At 59.7% G+C, this 15,933-nt stretch carries 13 protein-coding genes, 1 tRNA gene and 1 pseudogene; 3 read left to right on the forward strand and 12 right to left on the reverse strand.

The window, feature by feature from the left end; translation table 11 throughout:
* Positions 1-2: 2 nt before the first annotated feature.
* The 5 genes from cysW to dibA form a co-directional block, all read right to left on the reverse strand.
* Complete coding sequence (gene cysW, locus B7L09_RS16285) at positions 3-872, reverse strand: sulfate ABC transporter permease subunit CysW (RefSeq protein WP_094469698.1); 870 nt, start codon at positions 870-872, stop codon at positions 3-5.
* 13 nt (positions 873-885) lie between these two features.
* Complete coding sequence (gene cysT / locus B7L09_RS16290; protein ID WP_094469699.1) at positions 886-1,704, reverse strand: sulfate ABC transporter permease subunit CysT; 819 nt, start codon at positions 1,702-1,704, stop codon at positions 886-888.
* Between the two features lie 69 nt (positions 1,705-1,773).
* The gene (locus tag B7L09_RS16295) at positions 1,774-2,784 is read right to left on the reverse strand and encodes a sulfate ABC transporter substrate-binding protein (protein ID WP_094469700.1); all 1,011 of its coding nucleotides are present in this window, start codon (positions 2,782-2,784) and stop codon (positions 1,774-1,776) included.
* A 71-nt stretch (positions 2,785-2,855) separates the two neighbouring features.
* On the reverse strand, positions 2,856-3,038 hold the full coding sequence (gene oscA / locus B7L09_RS16300) for a sulfur starvation response protein OscA (protein WP_094469701.1): 183 nt from the start codon (positions 3,036-3,038) through the stop codon (positions 2,856-2,858).
* Between the two features lie 206 nt (positions 3,039-3,244).
* Complete coding sequence (gene dibA, locus B7L09_RS16305; RefSeq protein WP_094469702.1) at positions 3,245-5,164, reverse strand: phosphodiesterase DibA; 1,920 nt, start codon at positions 5,162-5,164, stop codon at positions 3,245-3,247.
* A 146-nt stretch (positions 5,165-5,310) separates the two neighbouring features.
* Between dibA and desA the strand changes: the two genes are divergently transcribed.
* Positions 5,311-6,495 (forward strand): delta-9 fatty acid desaturase DesA, encoded by a 1,185-nt coding sequence (desA, locus tag B7L09_RS16310; protein ID WP_094469703.1) that lies wholly within the window; start codon positions 5,311-5,313, stop codon positions 6,493-6,495.
* A 248-nt stretch (positions 6,496-6,743) separates the two neighbouring features.
* Positions 6,744-7,733, forward strand: coding sequence for a GGDEF domain-containing protein (locus tag B7L09_RS16315; RefSeq protein WP_094469704.1), 990 nt, complete (start codon positions 6,744-6,746; stop codon positions 7,731-7,733).
* Positions 7,734-7,794: 61 nt separating this feature from the next.
* Here B7L09_RS16315 and B7L09_RS16320 read toward each other — a convergent pair whose 3' ends face one another.
* The 3 genes from B7L09_RS16320 to gabD all read right to left on the reverse strand — a co-directional run bounded on the left by B7L09_RS16320 (position 7,795) and on the right by gabD (position 12,054).
* The gene (locus tag B7L09_RS16320) at positions 7,795-9,009 is read right to left on the reverse strand and encodes an HDOD domain-containing protein (protein ID WP_094469705.1); all 1,215 of its coding nucleotides are present in this window, start codon (positions 9,007-9,009) and stop codon (positions 7,795-7,797) included.
* 139 nt (positions 9,010-9,148) lie between these two features.
* The gene (gene gabT, locus B7L09_RS16325) at positions 9,149-10,426 is read right to left on the reverse strand and encodes a 4-aminobutyrate--2-oxoglutarate transaminase (protein ID WP_094469706.1); all 1,278 of its coding nucleotides are present in this window, start codon (positions 10,424-10,426) and stop codon (positions 9,149-9,151) included.
* 185 nt (positions 10,427-10,611) lie between these two features.
* Positions 10,612-12,054 carry an NADP-dependent succinate-semialdehyde dehydrogenase gene (gabD, locus tag B7L09_RS16330; RefSeq protein ID WP_094469707.1) on the reverse strand — a complete coding sequence of 481 codons (1,443 nt, stop codon included), beginning with the start codon at positions 12,052-12,054 and terminating at the stop codon, positions 10,612-10,614.
* Positions 12,055-12,402: 348 nt separating this feature from the next.
* Here gabD and B7L09_RS16335 point away from each other — a divergent pair.
* Positions 12,403-12,479 (forward strand) — tRNA-Arg (locus tag B7L09_RS16335).
* Between the two features lie 268 nt (positions 12,480-12,747).
* Here B7L09_RS16335 and B7L09_RS16340 read toward each other — a convergent pair.
* The 4 genes and pseudogenes from B7L09_RS16340 to B7L09_RS16355 form a co-directional block, all read right to left on the reverse strand.
* Complete coding sequence (locus B7L09_RS16340; protein WP_255142087.1) at positions 12,748-13,014, reverse strand: hypothetical protein; 267 nt, start codon at positions 13,012-13,014, stop codon at positions 12,748-12,750.
* Positions 13,015-13,034: 20 nt separating this feature from the next.
* Complete coding sequence (locus B7L09_RS16345) at positions 13,035-13,667, reverse strand: hypothetical protein (RefSeq protein ID WP_094469709.1); 633 nt, start codon at positions 13,665-13,667, stop codon at positions 13,035-13,037.
* On the reverse strand, positions 13,664-14,230 hold the full coding sequence (locus B7L09_RS16350; protein WP_094469710.1) for an RNA polymerase sigma factor: 567 nt from the start codon (positions 14,228-14,230) through the stop codon (positions 13,664-13,666). The genes B7L09_RS16345 and B7L09_RS16350 overlap by 4 nt, the downstream gene beginning before the upstream one ends.
* Position 14,231: 1 nt before the next feature.
* Positions 14,232-15,933 (reverse strand): annotated as a pseudogene (locus B7L09_RS16355) (vWA domain-containing protein).

Consider the following 15,933-nt stretch of genomic DNA (forward strand, 5'->3'; position numbering starts at 1 on the left):
ACTTATTCCTCACCGGCGCTTTTGCGCAGGCGGTTGATACGGTTCTCGCTCCACTGCTTGAGCAGCAGGATGAAGAGCGCCAGGATCAGCAACAGGCTCGCGACGGCAAACGCGGCGACATGGTTGTATTCGTTGTAGAGGATCTCGACGTGCAGCGGCAGGGTGTTGGTCACGCCGCGAATGTGGCCGGACACCACCGACACCGCGCCGAACTCACCCATGGCCCGCGCAGTACACAGCACCACGCCGTAGATCAGGCCCCATTTGATGTTCGGTACGGTCACATGCCAGAACATCTGCCAGCCATTCGCACCGAGCAGGCGCGCGGCCTCTTCTTCCTGTGTGCCCTGCTCCTGCATCAGCGGGATCAGTTCACGGGCCACGAACGGCACCGTCACGAAAATGGTCGCCAACACGATGCCCGGCAAGGCGAAGACGATCTGGATGTCGTGATCCTGCAACCACGGCCCGAACAGGCCCTGGGCGCCAAACATCAGCACGTAGACCAGGCCCGCGATCACCGGCGACACCGAGAACGGCAGGTCGATCAGCGTGACCAGGATGCTCTTGCCACGGAACGAGTACTTGCTCACGCACCAGGCGGCGCTGACCCCGAATACCACGTTGAGCGGCACCGAAATTACCACGGCGATCACCGTGAGCTTCAGCGCCGACAGCGCGTCGGGTTCGAGGATTGCGGTGAAGAANGCACCGATTCCGAGTTTCAGGCCCTGAGACACCACGATCACCAGCGGCAGCAACAGGAACAGGGCGAACACCAGCCAGCCAAGGCCGATCAGGATTCGCCGCGATGAAGCACTGCCACGGCGGGCGGCGTTCGAGGACGCGGCGGAAATAGACGATTGGGACATGTTCCGCGCCTCCTTATGGACGTTCGATGCGCCGCTGCAACAAGTTGATCAGCAGCAGCAGGACAAAGGAAACCACCAGCATCAGCACGCCAATGGAGGTGGCGCCGCGGTAGTCGTATTGGTCGAGCTTGACCATGATCAGCAGCGGCAGGATCTCGGTTTTCATCGGCATGTTGCCGGCGATGAAGATCACCGAACCGTACTCGCCGACCCCGCGGGCAAAGGCCAACGCGAAACCGGTCAGCCAGGCTGGCAGCAGCGCTGGCACCAGAATATGGCGGAAAACCTGTAGCGGTTTTGCACCCAGGCACGCCGCCGCTTCTTCCACTTCACGCGGGATATCAGCCAATACTGGCTGTACGGTACGTACTACGAATGGAAGCGTCACAAAAGTGAGGGCAAGGGTGATGCCGAGGGGGGTATACGCGATCTTGAAACCCAGGTCCGCTGCAAACTGACCCACCCAACCATTGGGCGTGTACAGCGCGGTCAGCGCGATACCGGCCACGGCGGTGGGCAGGGCAAACGGCAGGTCGATCATCGCATCGATGATCTTGCGGCCGGGGAAGGTGTAACGCACCAGCACCCAGGCCAGCAGCGTACCGATTACGCCGTTGATCAGCGCGGCGTACAACGCGGTGCTGAAGCTCAGTTTCAACGCCGCCAGCACGCGTGGTGCGGAAATAATGGCCCAGAACTGATCCCAGGTGAGTTGAGCGGCGTGCACAAACATCGCCGCAAGGGGGATGAGTACGATCAGGCTGAGGTACACCACGGTGTAGCCCAGCGTCAGCCCGAAGCCGGGTATGACGGGGGAGATACGACGCGACATAAAAGTCCTTGGTTGAGAACGCGCAAAGCCCCGAATGTAAATCCGGGGCTCGTTGATGGCTATTTAAAATTACTGCGCCTGATAGATCTGGTCGAACACGCCACCGTCATTGAAGAATTTCGGTTGGGCAGTTTTCCAGCCGCCGAAGTCTTTGTCGATAGTCACCAGGTCCAGTTTCGGGAACTGCTGGGCGTATTTGGCGGCGACTTTCTCNTCACGTGGACGATAGAAGTTTTTCGCCGCAATTTCCTGGCCAGCCGGGCTGTACAGGTGCTTGAGATACGCCTCGGCGATCTCGGTGTTACCCTTTTTCTCGGCGTTTTTGTCGACCACTGCCACCGGTGGCTCAGCAAGAATCGACAACGAAGGCACGACGATGTCGAACTTGTCAGCGCCACCGTCTTCTTTCAGGGCCAGGAATGCCTCATTTTCCCAGGCCAGCAACACGTCGCCCTGACCGTTGTTGACGAAGGTAATGGTCGAGCCACGAGCGCCGGTGTCGAGGATCGGCACATGCTTGAACAGCGCTTGAACGTATTCCTGGGCCTTGGCTTCGCTGCCGCCGGCTTTGAGGCCATAGGCCCAGGCGGCGAGGAAGTTCCAGCGGGCACCGCCGGAGGTTTTCGGGTTCGGGGTAATGACCGAAACGTCTTTCTTGATCAGGTCACCCCAGTCCTTGATGCCTTTAGGGTTGCCCTTGCGCACCAGGAACACGATGGTCGAGGTGTACGGGGTGCTGGCGTCCGGCAGGCGAGTTTGCCAGTTTTCCGGCAGGGTCTTGCCCAGCTTTGCGATTTCGTCGATGTCGCCGGCCAGGGCCAGGGTCACGACGTCGGCGCGCAGGCCGTCGATCACCGCACGGCCTTGTTTGCCGGAGCCACCGTGGGACTGCTGGATTTTCACGTTATCGCCAGCGTGGTCCTTCTTCCAGAAGTTGACGAACTCGGCGTTGTAATCCTGATACAGCTCGCGAGTCGGGTCATACGACACGTTGAGCAACTCGTAATCCTTGGCAACCGCGGAACCAGCAAAAAGTGCACTGGCCAGGGCGGCCAAAGCGAAATGACGAATCGACGACATGGTGAAAGCTCCTGGAATTCTTGGTGTGTTGGCTTTTTTTATGGTGTGCTGGACGCGGGTTGTCGGTTTGTTTAGCTCGGTTTGGTACCCGGGTTCTGCAAACGGAATTTTTCTTTGCGTTCGATCTGTACCACTTGGGCGTTATGCACAGTGATTTCCACCGCGCCAAACCGCAGGTCGCGCAAGGCGCTCTGGATCTCNCGCAAGATGGTGGCTTCGTCTTGACCGTCAACGCTACGTAGGGATGCGCTCATGGTGCTGCTCCTTCAACTGAGAGGTTGCCTGGCAGTGGCGGCACTGCTTGCGGCGTGAGAGCAATAGTAGAGAAGCGCGGATATTCTTAAAAATACTATTTAAGAATGTTTATATAACCAGAAAGAATTTTCTGGCAGGACGTGGGGTTGCGAGGTTTTTTACGCGTGCGACACTGCCAAATAAAATTATTTGACGGGGCGCGGGCTTAGCGGATTTCCGGCGTGTGCTTCCAATCCAATTGCTCGGCCGGGACCGGTCGCCCAAACCAGTAGCCCTGCCCCAGATCGCAGTCGTGTTCGAGCAGGAAACGCGCCTGCTCGACCTGCTCGATTCCTTCGGCGTGCACCTGCATCCCCATGCTGCGCGCCAACGCGATAATCACCCGCACGATCGCCGCGTCGTCCTCATCCCACGGCACACCGGCGACAAAACCCTGGTCGATCTTGAGCTTCTGCACCGGCAAGCGCTTGAGGCGCAGCAGCGATGAATAGCCCGTGCCGAAGTCATCAATGGCCAGGCGCAAGCCCAGTTCACGCAGGCGATGCAGTTGCTCAAGGGCCACTTCGGGGTCTTCCATTACCGCGCTCTCGGTGACTTCCAGCTCCAGAAACGCTGGATCGAGCCCGGTTTCGTGAAGCACTTTCGCCACTTGCTGAAAGAGCTCACGGCGAGCGAACAGTCGAGACGAGACGTTCACTGCGATAAACGACAACGCCATACCGGCCTGCTGCCACGAGCACATTTGCTGACAAGCCTGGCGCATCACCCACGCATCTATTTCCGCGATCAATCCGGTGCGTTCGGCGATGGGGATGAATTCTGCCGGTGGCACCAGCCCACGTTGCGGATGCTCCCAGCGCACCAGCGCCTCGGCGCCCACCAGGCGACGGGTCCTGAGGTCGTGAACCGGCTGGTAATAAACGCGCAGTTCCTGCTTTTCCAGCGCTCGGCGCAGTTCAACGGCGATTTCCACGCGATTCTGCGCGTGGGCGGTCAGCTCTTCGGTGTACAACGCATACCCTTCGCGGCCGGCGCTCTTGGCCTTGAACAGCGCCGAGTCGGCATTGCGCAGCAACTGTTGGGCGCTCAAGGCATCGCCGGGGAACAGGCTGATACCGATGCTGGTATTGATGAACAGTTGATGCCCGCCGATCAGGAACGGCTCTTTGAGACCCTCAATGATCCGCTGCGCCAGCGCCGCCGCCTGCATCAACTGCGGACAGCTTTCGGCGAGCACCGCGAACTCATCGCCGCCCAGACGCGCCAACGTGAGCTCCGGGCCGAGCATGGCCTGCATACGCTTGGCCACGGCTTTGAGCAGTGCGTCACCGATCGTGTGCCCGAGGCTGTCGTTGATCATCTTGAAATGATCCAGATCGATCATCAGTAGCGCACAGCCACGCTTGTGCAGTTGCGCCGAGGTCAGTGCCTGCTCGGTCCGGTCGGTGAACAGCAAGCGGTTAGGCAAGTCCGTCAACGGGTCGTGATGAGCCAGGTGCTTGAGTTCGTGTTCGGAGTTCTTGATGGCGCTGATATCGGAAAACACCGCGACGTGATGGCTGAGCTGGCCCCGATCGTCGTGAATGACGCGGATCGTCTGCCATTGCGGGTAGATCTCGCCGCTTTTCCGGCGATTCCAGATTTCCCCGCTCCACTCACCGAGGCTCTTGAGTGTCGCGAACATCGTCTGGTAAAAATCCGCGGCGTGATGGCCCGACTTGAACAGGCTCGGTCGCTGCCCCAACACTTCCGCCTGCGAGTAACCGGTGATTTCCATGAACGCCCGGTTAACGTGGACGATCAACCCGTTGCTGTCGGTGACCAGCACACCTTCACGCGTGCAATCGAACACCGCCGCCGCCTGACGCAAACGCTCGCGGTCGTCATGCCGCTCACGCAATGTGTTGCCAATTCCCAGGCAACGGAGCAATCGCGCTCGGGCGATGAAAATCAACCCGGCGCTCAGCAGGATCCAGGCATAACCGTTGATCAGTTGCCACCGCACCAGCTCGTCGGAGCTATCGAAGAAACTGTTCAATAAATAGCCGCTGAGCTGCAGCCAGACGATGGAAAGCAACAGATAAAGCAGCGCTGCACGCAACGCGTCGCGATAGGTGGCAGACATTAGCCGTCCTTGTCCCTGCGAAAAGGATGGGATTATAGGTTAAAGAAACATCCAGCCACTCTTATCTGAAAGGGTGACTGGTTTTATCTGTGGGCTTAGTGATAATGCAACGGCTGTTTTTTTCTTTATCGAGGGCCCTATAGCCTATGTGGTACGAAGGTTTTCTCGGCTTGTCACCCTGGTCACTGGTGGCAGTCACCCTGCTGATGACCCACGTGACGATCATCGGCGTCACGGTCTATCTGCACCGTTATTCAGCCCATCGCTCGCTTGAGCTCAATGCTGGCCTGAAACATTTCTTCCGCTTCTGGCTGTGGTTGACCACGGCGCAGAACACCCGCGAGTGGACTGCTATCCACCGCAAACACCACGCCAAATGTGAAACCGTCGACGACCCGCACAGCCCGGTCATCAAAGGCCTGTCCACCGTGCTGCGCAAGGGGGCCGAGCTGTACCGCGCCGAGGCGGAAAACCCNGAGACCCTGCGCATCTACGGCAAGAACTGCCCTGAAGACTGGATCGAGCGCAACCTCTACAGCCGTTTCCCGCTGTTGGGTGTGGCGATCATGGGCGTGATCGACCTGCTGCTGTTCGGCACCATCGGCATCACCATCTGGGCGATCCAGATGATGTGGATTCCGTTCTGGGCCGCCGGCGTCATCAACGGCCTGGGGCATGCCATCGGCTACCGCAACTTCGAATGCCGCGACGCGGCGACCAACCTGGTGCCATGGGGCATCATCGTCGGTGGCGAAGAACTGCACAACAANCACCATACCTACCCGAACTCGGCCAAGCTGTCGGTCAAGAAGTGGGAGTTCGACCTGGGTTGGGCCTGGATCAAAGTCTTCAGCTTCCTGCGCCTGGCCAAGGTGCAGCGCGTCGCGCCAATCGCGCACCGCGTGGAGGGCAAAGGCAACCTGGACATGGACACCGCCATGGCGATCCTCAACAACCGCTTCCAGATCATGGCCCAATACCGCAAGTTGGTGATCGCGCCACTGGTCAAGCAAGAGCTGGAAAAGGTCGATCACTCGGTCCGTCACCAGTTCCACCGGGCCAAGCGTCTGCTTTCGCGGGAAACCAGCCTGCTGGACGATAAACACCACCTGCGCATCCAGACCATGCTCGAGCACAGCCAGGCGCTGAAGGTAATTTACGAGAAACGCCTGGCCTTGCAGCAGATCTGGGTCAAGACCAGCTCAAATGGCCACGACATGCTGGCTGCCATCAAGGATTGGGTGCACGAAGCGGAAGCCAGCGGGATTCAATCCCTGCGCGACTTCGCCGACCAGCTGAAAACCTACTCCCTGCGCCCGGCCGCTGTCTGACTTGGCGCCACAAGCTTGCCTCTGGAAAGAGGCGTGCCTGTCTCGGCTGCGCAGCAACCAGACCTGACGACGCGTTTTAACTGAATAAACGCGTCGCCTATACCGCCCGGCGGGAGCCAGCTCCCTCGCCACCAAGGGCGGGAACCAAACGCCAAATCCCCTATCTCAAAGACACTTCGCCGCCCGGCGGGCTTTGCTGTAGCCGCTTTCGAAACTCGAGCGGCGTACGCCCTTTGAGATTTGTCCCGATGGTCCCCAAAAACCCACAAGACTCATCCCTTCCTCAGCTGCCCGACGCTGCCCAAACGCTGATGGCACTCATGCATGCCCAAGGCGAAGTGGCGCGCCTGAGCGAACGCGAACAGTTGTTCAGCTCCCTGCTGGTGAGCGTTAATGCGGTGCTTTGGGCATTCAATTGGGAAACCCGCCAGGTGCTCTATGTCAGCCCGGCCTATGAACGGATTTTTGGCCGTTCGGCAGGCCTGTTGCTGTCCGACTACAACGAATGGCGCGACAGCATTTTCCCCGATGACCTGGATTACGCCGAGCGCAGCCTGGCCGAAGTCCTGGTCAAAGGTGCCGTTGAAGACCGCGAATACCGCATCATCGCCGCCGGTGGCCAGGTGCGCTGGCTCAGCGACAAATGCTTCATCAACCGCCAGGCCGAGCCGGGCCAACCAGTGATCATCGTCGGCATTGCCGAAGACATCACCGAAAAGAAACGAATGGAGGCCGAGCTGCAGCGCCTGGCGACCACCGACGTGCTGACGCAAAGCAGCAATCGCCGACACTTCTTCGAATGCGCCCAGCGCGAGTTTGCCCAGGCGCGCAAGCAAGGTGCACCAATGGCGTTCCTGTTACTGGACATCGATCATTTCAAAGTGGTCAACGACACCTACGGTCATCAAGCGGGCGACAACGTACTGCAACGAATCGCCGAAAGCGGTCGTGCCGCATTACGCCGGGGAGATGTATTCGGGCGGATCGGGGGTGAGGAATTCGCAGCGGTGTTCCCCGGTTGCGCACCGGACATGGCCATGCAAGTTGCCGAGCGCCTGCAACGGCAGATTCAGCAATTGAGCTTCAGTCATGACGACCAGACGTTCGGCATCACCGTCAGCCAGGGCTTGACCAGCCTGACTGCTGAGGACGATTCCCTCGACAGCATGTTCGCCCGCGCGGATGCCGCGATGTATGAAGCCAAGCGCCAGGGCAAAAACCGCATCATTTCCGTGTAATAAATCCAACACAAAACCTGTGGGAGCGGGCTTGCCCGCTCCCACAGGTTTTGTGTGAAGTTTACTTTTTGCGCAAACGCATCAATTCCGGCAAGCCGATCTTGAGCAACCGCGCCGTCCGGCTTTTGGCCAATTCCTCAATGCCCTCATGCTCGGTCAGGCGCGCCAGTTGCGCGGCCATGTTCATCACCAGCGCTTCGCGAGAGTAAACCCCGCCACCGAGCTGGTAGGCCGCTGCGATCAACTCTCGCAACTCCAGCGGCAGCCGCCAGCGAGTCCGCAGCGCCGAACCGTAGGCTGCGCCGAACTCGGCCAAGGCATTACCCACCTCCTCCCGTTCATCCAGCTCGCCACCGGCCTGTTTCCATTCCTGCAAACACAGCAGCAACGCAAGGTCGCCGAGGCAATGCAGCATGCCCGCGCAATAACAGCGCTCCTGATTCAGATCCAGCAACCGCGCCAGCGTGCGCGCGTATTCGGCGGTGTGCAGCGACAAGTCCCAGAAGCGCTCGGCATAGTCCGCCAGGAACGGATCGCTGAGCCGGGCACTGCGCTTGAGCGCCAACCCCAGGATCAGGTTCATGCTTTGCGCGGAGCCCAGCCGGTGCAGCGCCTGGGCCAGTGTCTGGACCGAATCGCCAACATGCAGTGCTGCGCTGTTAGACGCCGCGATCAGCACGGCGGTGATGTGCGGGTCGGTGCGGATTTCCTCTTCCAGCCGCACCAGGTCAAGTCCGCGGGTATTCAGGCTGGCGTTGACCGCCACCTGCACATCGGCCATCAGCGGCGCACCCTCCGCCAGTTCACGACGGCGCTCCAGGTACACCGACAAGGTCATGCCGGCCGCCAGCGTCGGCATTGCACAGTAAACCTCTTCACCGGCGTTCAGCAGCAGATCCTGCAGACGCTGGGTCAGGCTTTCCATGTTCAGGGGTTTGGTCAGGTATGCCGTGGGCGCCAAGGGCAAGGCCTCGCGCACGCTGGCACTGTCATTGCGGCTGCTCATCAGAATGAAAGGCAGCGGCGGATTGCGTTTGCGCTGACGGACGTGGCGCAAGACATTCAGGCCATCGATGCCAGGCAATGCCCAGTCAACGATCACCAGGTCGTAAGGGTGTTCCGCCAACAGTTCCAGCGCCTGCTGGCCATCGGCACACAAATCCAGCCGTGCGTCGCACCGCACATTCAACAACACTTGCTTGAGCAGGTCCCGAGACCAAGGGTCAGCCTCGGCAATCAGCACACGGGGTACAGCGGGTAAATCCACAGCAGTCATCTACACACTCCCTTTGCGATGCTTGTACCTTAGTCAATGCGGGTCATTTGGAATGGTGCGACTTGTCTTCGGGGACAAAAAAACCCGCCGAAGCGGGTTTTTTGTCTATCAGCTCACACATTCATCTGAGCATCTTAGATCAGAGTTCCGAGAAGCACTCTTCGATGATTGCCAGACCTTGGTCCAATTGCTCATCCGGCGAGGTCAGCGGTACCAGTACGCGCAACACGTTGCCGTAGGTACCGCAGGACAGCAGGATCAGGCCCTTGTCGCGCGCCTTGGCGACCACGGAGGCAACAGCAGCCGCGTTCGGCTTGTGGCTGTCNCCGTCGACGAACAGCTCGACCGCGATCATCGCGCCCAGGGCACGGACTTCGCCGATCACCGGGTATTTGGCCTGGATGGCTTTGAGGCCGGTCACCAAGCGCTCGCCGACAGCCTTGCAGCGGTCCAGCAGGTGCTCTTCTTCGAACACTTCCATCACCGCCAAAGCAGCAGCGCAAGCGATCGGGCTACCGGCATAAGTGCCGCCCAGGCCACCTGGGGCGATGGCGTCCATGTATTCAGCCTTGCCGCACACACCGGCCAGCGGGAAGCCACCGGCGATGGATTTGGCGAAGGTGGTCAGGTCGGCAGCAACGCCCATCTGTTCCATGGCAAAGAAAGTACCGGTACGGCCGGCACCGGTTTGCACTTCGTCGGCGATCAGCAGGATGCCGTGCTTGTCGCACAGCTCACGCAGACGCTTCATGAACGACTTAGGCGCGACGTAGAAACCGCCTTCGCCCTGCACCGGCTCGATGATGATGGCCGCGATATCACGCGGCTCGGCATCGTTTTTGAAGATGCGTTCGATGCTGGCGATGGAATCATCGTCGCTCACACCGTGCAGTTCGTTCGGGAACAGCGCACGGAACACACCGCCGGGCATCAAGCCCATACCGGCCGAGTAAGGCACGACTTTACCGGTCAGGCCCAGGGTCATCATGGTGCGGCCGTGGTAGGCGCCGGTGAAGGCGATCACGCCGGCACGGCCCGTCGCGGCACGGGCGATTTTCACGGCGTTTTCAACGGCTTCGGAACCGGTGGTCACCAGCAGGGTTTTCTTGGCGAAATCACCTGGCACCTTGGCGTTGATTTTTTCGCACAGTTCTACGTAAGGTTCGTAGGCCAGTACCTGGAAGCAGGTGTGAGTCAGTTTGTTCAACTGCGCGGTCACGGCGGCGATGATTTTCGGGTGCACGTGGCCAGTGTTCAGCACGGCGATACCGCCGGCGAAGTCGATGAACTCGCGACCTTCAACGTCGGTCACGGTTGCGTTCTTTGCCGACTCGGCGAAGATCGGGTGAATCTGGCCAACACCGCGTGGTACAGCGGCTTCGCGGCGTTTCATCAGGGAGGCGTTGGTCTTGCTCATAAAGTCCTCATTCGCCACTCATCGGGTGGCGGGGTCCAAGGAATACGTGGCGGGGAGGCAACTACGGCAGCATGCGATGATCGACTGCCACAGCTTTCCCGGCCACAGAGAAAATTCCGTTTGAAGCGCAGAAAGGGACAGCGCTCTCGTGCCCTTCCCGCTTATTGCATTCCCGCCTGCCGAGCTTAGATGCCCAGGCAGAGGTATTTGATTTCCAGGTAATCCTCGATCCCGTACTTGGAGCCTTCACGGCCCAGGCCCGAAGCCTTGATGCCGCCGAACGGCGCCACTTCGTTGGAGATCAACCCGGTGTTGACGCCGACCATGCCGTATTCCAGGGCTTCAGCCACACGGAACACACGGCCCAGGTCGCGGGCATAGAAGTAGGAGGCCAGGCCGAACTCGGTGTCGTTGGACATCGCGATCACTTCGGCTTCGTCTTTGAAGCGGAACAGCGGCGCCAGCGGGCCGAAGGTTTCTTCCTTGGCCACAGCCGCGTCTTTCGGCACATTCACCAGAATAGTCGGTTCGAAGAAGTTGCCTTCCATCACCTTGCCACCGGCCAGCAGCTTGGCGCCTTTGCTCAGGGCATCAGCAATGTGCTCCTGAACCTTGGCCACGGCTTTTTCATCGATCAACGGGCCGGTGGTGGTGCCTTCTTCCAGACCGTTGCCGATCTTGAGTTTGGCCACGGCCACCTTGAGTTTTTCCGCGAACGCGTCGTACACCGAATCCTGGATGTACAGGCGGTTGGCGCAGACGCACGTCTGGCCGTTGTTGCGGTACTTGGAAATGATCGCGCCTTCGACGGCCTTATCCAGGTCCGCGTCGTCGAACACGATGAACGGCGCGTTACCGCCCAGTTCCAGGGAGACTTTCTTGATGTCCTTGGCGCACTCGGCCATCAGCTGGCGACCGATTTCGGTGGAGCCAGTGAAGGACAATTTACGCACGATCGGGTTGCTGGTCAGCTCGCTGCCGATATCACCGGCGCTGCCGGAGACCACGCTGAACACGCCTTTAGGGATGCCGGCACGCTGGGCCAGTTCAGCCAGGGCGAACGCCGAAAACGGGGTTTGCGAGGCCGGCTTGAGCACCATGGTGCAACCGGCGGCCAGGGCCGGGCCGGCTTTACGGGTGATCATCGCGGCCGGGAAGTTCCACGGCGTGATGGCGGCGGTAACGCCGATCGGCTGCTTGATTACGATCAGGCGCTTGTCCGGCTGATGGCCGGGAATGACATCACCGTAGACGCGCTTGGCTTCTTCGGCGAACCACTCGATAAACGAGGCCGCGTAGACGATTTCGCCTTTGGCTTCGGCCAGTGGCTTGCCCTGTTCCAGGGTCATCAGGCGAGCCAGGTCGTCCTGGTTTTCGATGATCAGTTCGAACCAGCGACGCAGCTTGTTGGCGCGGTCTTTGGCGGTGAGTGCACGCCAGGCCGGCAGGGCCTTGTCGGCGGCTTCGATNGCNCGGCGGGTTTCGGCAGCGCCCATTTTCGGCACAGTGCCCAGAATTTCGCCCGTTGCCGGGTTGTTGACCTTGATCGTNTGACCGTTGTCCGCATCGACCCAAGCGCCATCGATAAAGGCTTGTTGGCGGAACAACTGGGTATCTTTGAGCTGCATGTCGGCTTTCCTTAACAGCACCGCGCGCACGCGGAGCGAATTAGAGTTGTAGAAAGGCGCCTTGTAGGCTGCCGTCAGGGAAATCATTCACCGGGCTGAAGCACATAAATAGCGCACTGTTCGAAACTCGTGCGGTTCAGCACCCAGACAAGAGCGTTTGAAATCTCGAACGAATCCTAGGATCAATGCNGGNACAGGACAATAGGGCGTTCGAAAAAAAGAACGAAAACGGCGCATTTGCCTATTTTTTCTGATCAACGTAGCAAACGGTTGTTACGGTTGCTAAAACCGCAGTCGATTCAGCAGCATGGACGCCCGCAGTGCATATGAGTATCATGGCGCCCGCANGCATCCGTAGCTCAGCTGGATAGAGTACTGCCCTCCGAAGGCAGGGGTCGTGGGTTCGAATCCCGCCGGGTGCACCAGATACGCNAAACGAGAAAGCCTCAGACCGCAGGGTCTGGGGCTTTTTTGTGGGTGCTGGTTCGCTCTGACCAAGGCGTACTGAGTACAGATTCAGTTGTTCGGTTTAACCGAACTACTGCACCGGTCAACAACCGCCTAAGCGGTTGTTTCTTACAGCTAGCTTCAATAGCCTTAGCTTTCGCTCTGACCAAGGCGTACTGAGTACAGATTCAGTTGTTCGGTTTAACCGAACTACTGCACCGGTCAACAACCGCCTAAGCGGTTGTTTCATTCAGTCGTCCAATCAAATTCGTCGTATTCATCATTCTCTTCATCCTCAACCTCTTCCTCATCAAGGAAGTCTTCCTCCAGCGCTTCCTCTGCCTGCTTCGCCAGCAGAAACTCCTTACGACTCTCAGTCACAGCACGCCGCAATTCCTCGCCCTTTTCCGGGCAGTTGAGCATTTGGGCGATGCGGTCGATTTTTTTTGCCACGGCATCCTCCAACGCATCGGCTATAGGCCGATAGTGCGCGCTTTCGGGGCTCGTTGCCAAATGGCCGACCGCCCTGCTGCTCAGTTTTTCTGCAATTCCTTGAGTTTCACGATGAGATTTTCCTTGGGAAAGCGTTTGTGCAAGGTCGCCATCAGCTCATCAGCTGCTTTGGTTTGACCGGCATTTTGCAGGCGGATCACTTCACGTAACTGGTCGTCGATAAACTTCGCCGGGGCCGCCGCTGGACGTTTACTCACCTTTGCCTCTTCTGCCATGTCAGCGCTGATCGATTCGCTCTGTGCCGGCGCGGAAAATTCAGCCATTGGCGCCACAGGTGCTGGCGCGGACATCGCGCCAGCCGGGGCAGCCATTGAGCGGGCAACCGATGCAGGTGCTTCTGCAGCTTCTTTCTTGGCGGCAAAAGACGAGGTTTTGGGCGCTGGAGTGGAATCAAACGTTGGCACTTGCTCGGGCGTACGTTGCACCAGCGCCATCATGAGAGCGACGCCGACGAGGCTGGCGAATGCGACCTGCCAGCGGGGTTTCTGGCAAGCCTGGACCCAGCGTTGCCACAGGTTCGGTTTGTGTGCAGGTGTTTCACGGTGTGCAGCAGCCAGGATGAATGCATCCAGATGAGCCGGTGGCTCGCCAGCCGCATGTTCACGGTAATGCTGAAGCACTTGGTCTTCCGGTGTTTTGCGGGCGTCAGTCATGTCAGTACCTCCTCGGCCAGCAGCCGACGCAGTTTTTGCTGGGCGTAGCGCAAGCGACTCTTGACGGTTTCCAGGGGGGTTTCGGTGAGGGCTGCGATCTGCGGCAGGTCGAGATCGCCGTGGGCGCGCAGCAGGAACACTTCGCGCTGGTCGGCGGGCAGGTCTTGCAACGCGGTTTCGAGGCGTTGGCTGTCGCGGCTCAGGCTCAGCAGTTGCTCGGGATCGGTCGCTTCATCAATCACGGCGTGGGTTTGTTCGTCGTAGCTGTCGTGCAAAGGGTTGTGAATGCCATGTTTGCGCCAGTGATCGATCAATCGGTTGCGGGCAATCTGATAGAGCCAGGTACGAAAATTCGCCCGGCCTTGTGGCTGACTGGTGCTGCGGATCAGGCTCAGCCAGGTGTCCTGGTAAACCTCTTCGGCCAGTTCGGGCTTGCCGCTCAATCCGAAGAGGAATCGGTAAAGGCCCTGGCGATGACGGGCGTACAAGATCTCGAACGCTGGCCCGTCGCCTGCGCGATACCGGGCCAATAGCGATTCGTCGCTCGGTTCAGGCGCGGACATGTCAGTTATAAGCTCCTTTAGGCGACTCAGTGTTGGAGGCAGTGGTGGATCGCAGGCTCTGTGCCAATTCCACCAGTTGCACGAACTCTGCGCGCAGACCGAATGGGTCGTCACCCCGTGCACCGCGCGCCAAGGCTTCGGTGTCCTTCAGGCTGAAATCACCGGTGTAACGCCCGTCCTTGAGCTGCTGGGAAAACGCCGCCACGGCCGCTGCAAATCGCAGGTCGTCACTGGCCTTGCCTTCAGAACCACCTGCGATCGGGCGCTCGATCAAACGACTTTTCCCACCTTCCGGCAGCTGATAACGCACACGCAGCATCGCCAATTCCCCGACTGTACCGGAAGCCACCGACTCAGCCTTGCCGTACCGCAGCGGCTCCAACCAGCCCTTCTCGCCCTTGGGCACGATTTCGTACAACGCCGTCACCGTATGTCCTGCACCGATTTCTCCGGCGTCGACTTTGTCATTGCTGAAGTCCTCACGCTTCAGCGCCCGATTCTCATACCCCAGCAGCCGATATTCGCTGACCTGCGCCGGGTTGAACTCCACCTGTAGCTTCACNTTNCGCGCCACCACCGCCAGGGTCGAGACGAGTTGGTCCACCAGCACCTTGCGCGCTTCGCGCAGGTTGTCGATGTAGGCATAGTTGCCATCGCCTGCGTCAGCCAATTGCTCCATCAGGTGCTCGTTGTAGTTATCCACACCAAAGCCCAGGGTGGTCAGGGAGACACCACTTTTGCGCTGGTCGACGGCCATTTGCTTAAGGCTGTCGAAGTCGCTGATGCCCACATTGAAGTCACCGTCGGTGGCCAGCAGGATGCGGTTGATGCCCTTGTCGATAAACNCCTGNCGCGCCATCTGATAGGCCAGTTCGATGCCCGAGGCGCCTGCCGTCGAGCCACCGGCGGTCAATTGATCAATCGCGGTCCGAATCTTCGCTTTTTCCCGTCCGGACGTCGGCTCAAGAACCACACGCGAATCGCCGGCGTAGACCACCAAAGACACCCGGTCCTGTTCGCGCAGTTGATCGACCAGCAANTTCAGCGTGCTTTTCACCAGTGGCAAGCCTTCGCGGCGGTCCATGGAGCCGGAGACATCCACCAGAAACACCAGGTTGGCCGGCGCCAGATCCGCCACCGCGCGATCAGACGCCTTGATGCCGATGCGCAGCAGACGGGTATGCGGATTCCACGGCGATGGCGCCAGTTCAGTGGTCACGCCGAACGGCGAGCCGTCTGTGGGCAGCGCGTAGTCGTAGGGGAAGTAATTGACCATTTCTTCCAGGCGCACCGCGCCTTCGGGGGGGCAGGCGTCCCTGATTCAGCAAGCGCCGGACATTGGCGTAAGCGCCGGTATCGACGTCGGCGCTGAAGGTCGAAACCGGCGCCTCGGCCACGCTGTGAATCGGGTTATCCGCCAGGGCCTGATGTTGCTCGCGCTGCTCATCCCGATAACCCGGCGCAGCCATCTCAGGCGCAAAGCCCGCCATGGGGGCCGGACGTGCGCTGCGTTTGGCCATCGAGGCATCCGCCGCAACAGACTCGCTGCGCACCAGCGCCTCGGTCTTCATTGCACCTTGAGCCGGTGGTGGCACCGCTGCGGACTCAGGTTTAGAGGAAACGCCGCAACCGGCAACGGCCAGCAGCAACCCGACGGTGAAACCCTGGGCGGCCGGGCGGAGGAAATGCAGAGGGAGGGACAT

The sequence above is a fragment of the Pseudomonas mandelii genome (assembly GCF_002251635.1).
Lineage (GTDB): Bacteria > Pseudomonadota > Gammaproteobacteria > Pseudomonadales > Pseudomonadaceae > Aquipseudomonas > Aquipseudomonas mandelii_B.

Coding starts and splice junctions, on each gene's coding strand:
- cysT (WP_094469699.1), bottom strand. CDS start 1,704: ATGTCGCGTCGTATCTCCCCCGTCATACCCGGCTTCGGGCTGACGCTG.
- dibA (WP_094469702.1), bottom strand. CDS start 5,164: ATGTCTGCCACCTATCGCGACGCGTTGCGTGCAGCGCTGCTTTATCTG.
- B7L09_RS16315 (WP_094469704.1), top strand. CDS start 6,744: ATGGTCCCCAAAAACCCACAAGACTCATCCCTTCCTCAGCTGCCCGAC.
- B7L09_RS16320 (WP_094469705.1), bottom strand. CDS start 9,009: ATGACTGCTGTGGATTTACCCGCTGTACCCCGTGTGCTGATTGCCGAG.
- B7L09_RS16345 (WP_094469709.1), bottom strand. CDS start 13,667: ATGACTGACGCCCGCAAAACACCGGAAGACCAAGTGCTTCAGCATTAC.
- B7L09_RS16350 (WP_094469710.1), bottom strand. CDS start 14,230: ATGTCCGCGCCTGAACCGAGCGACGAATCGCTATTGGCCCGGTATCGC.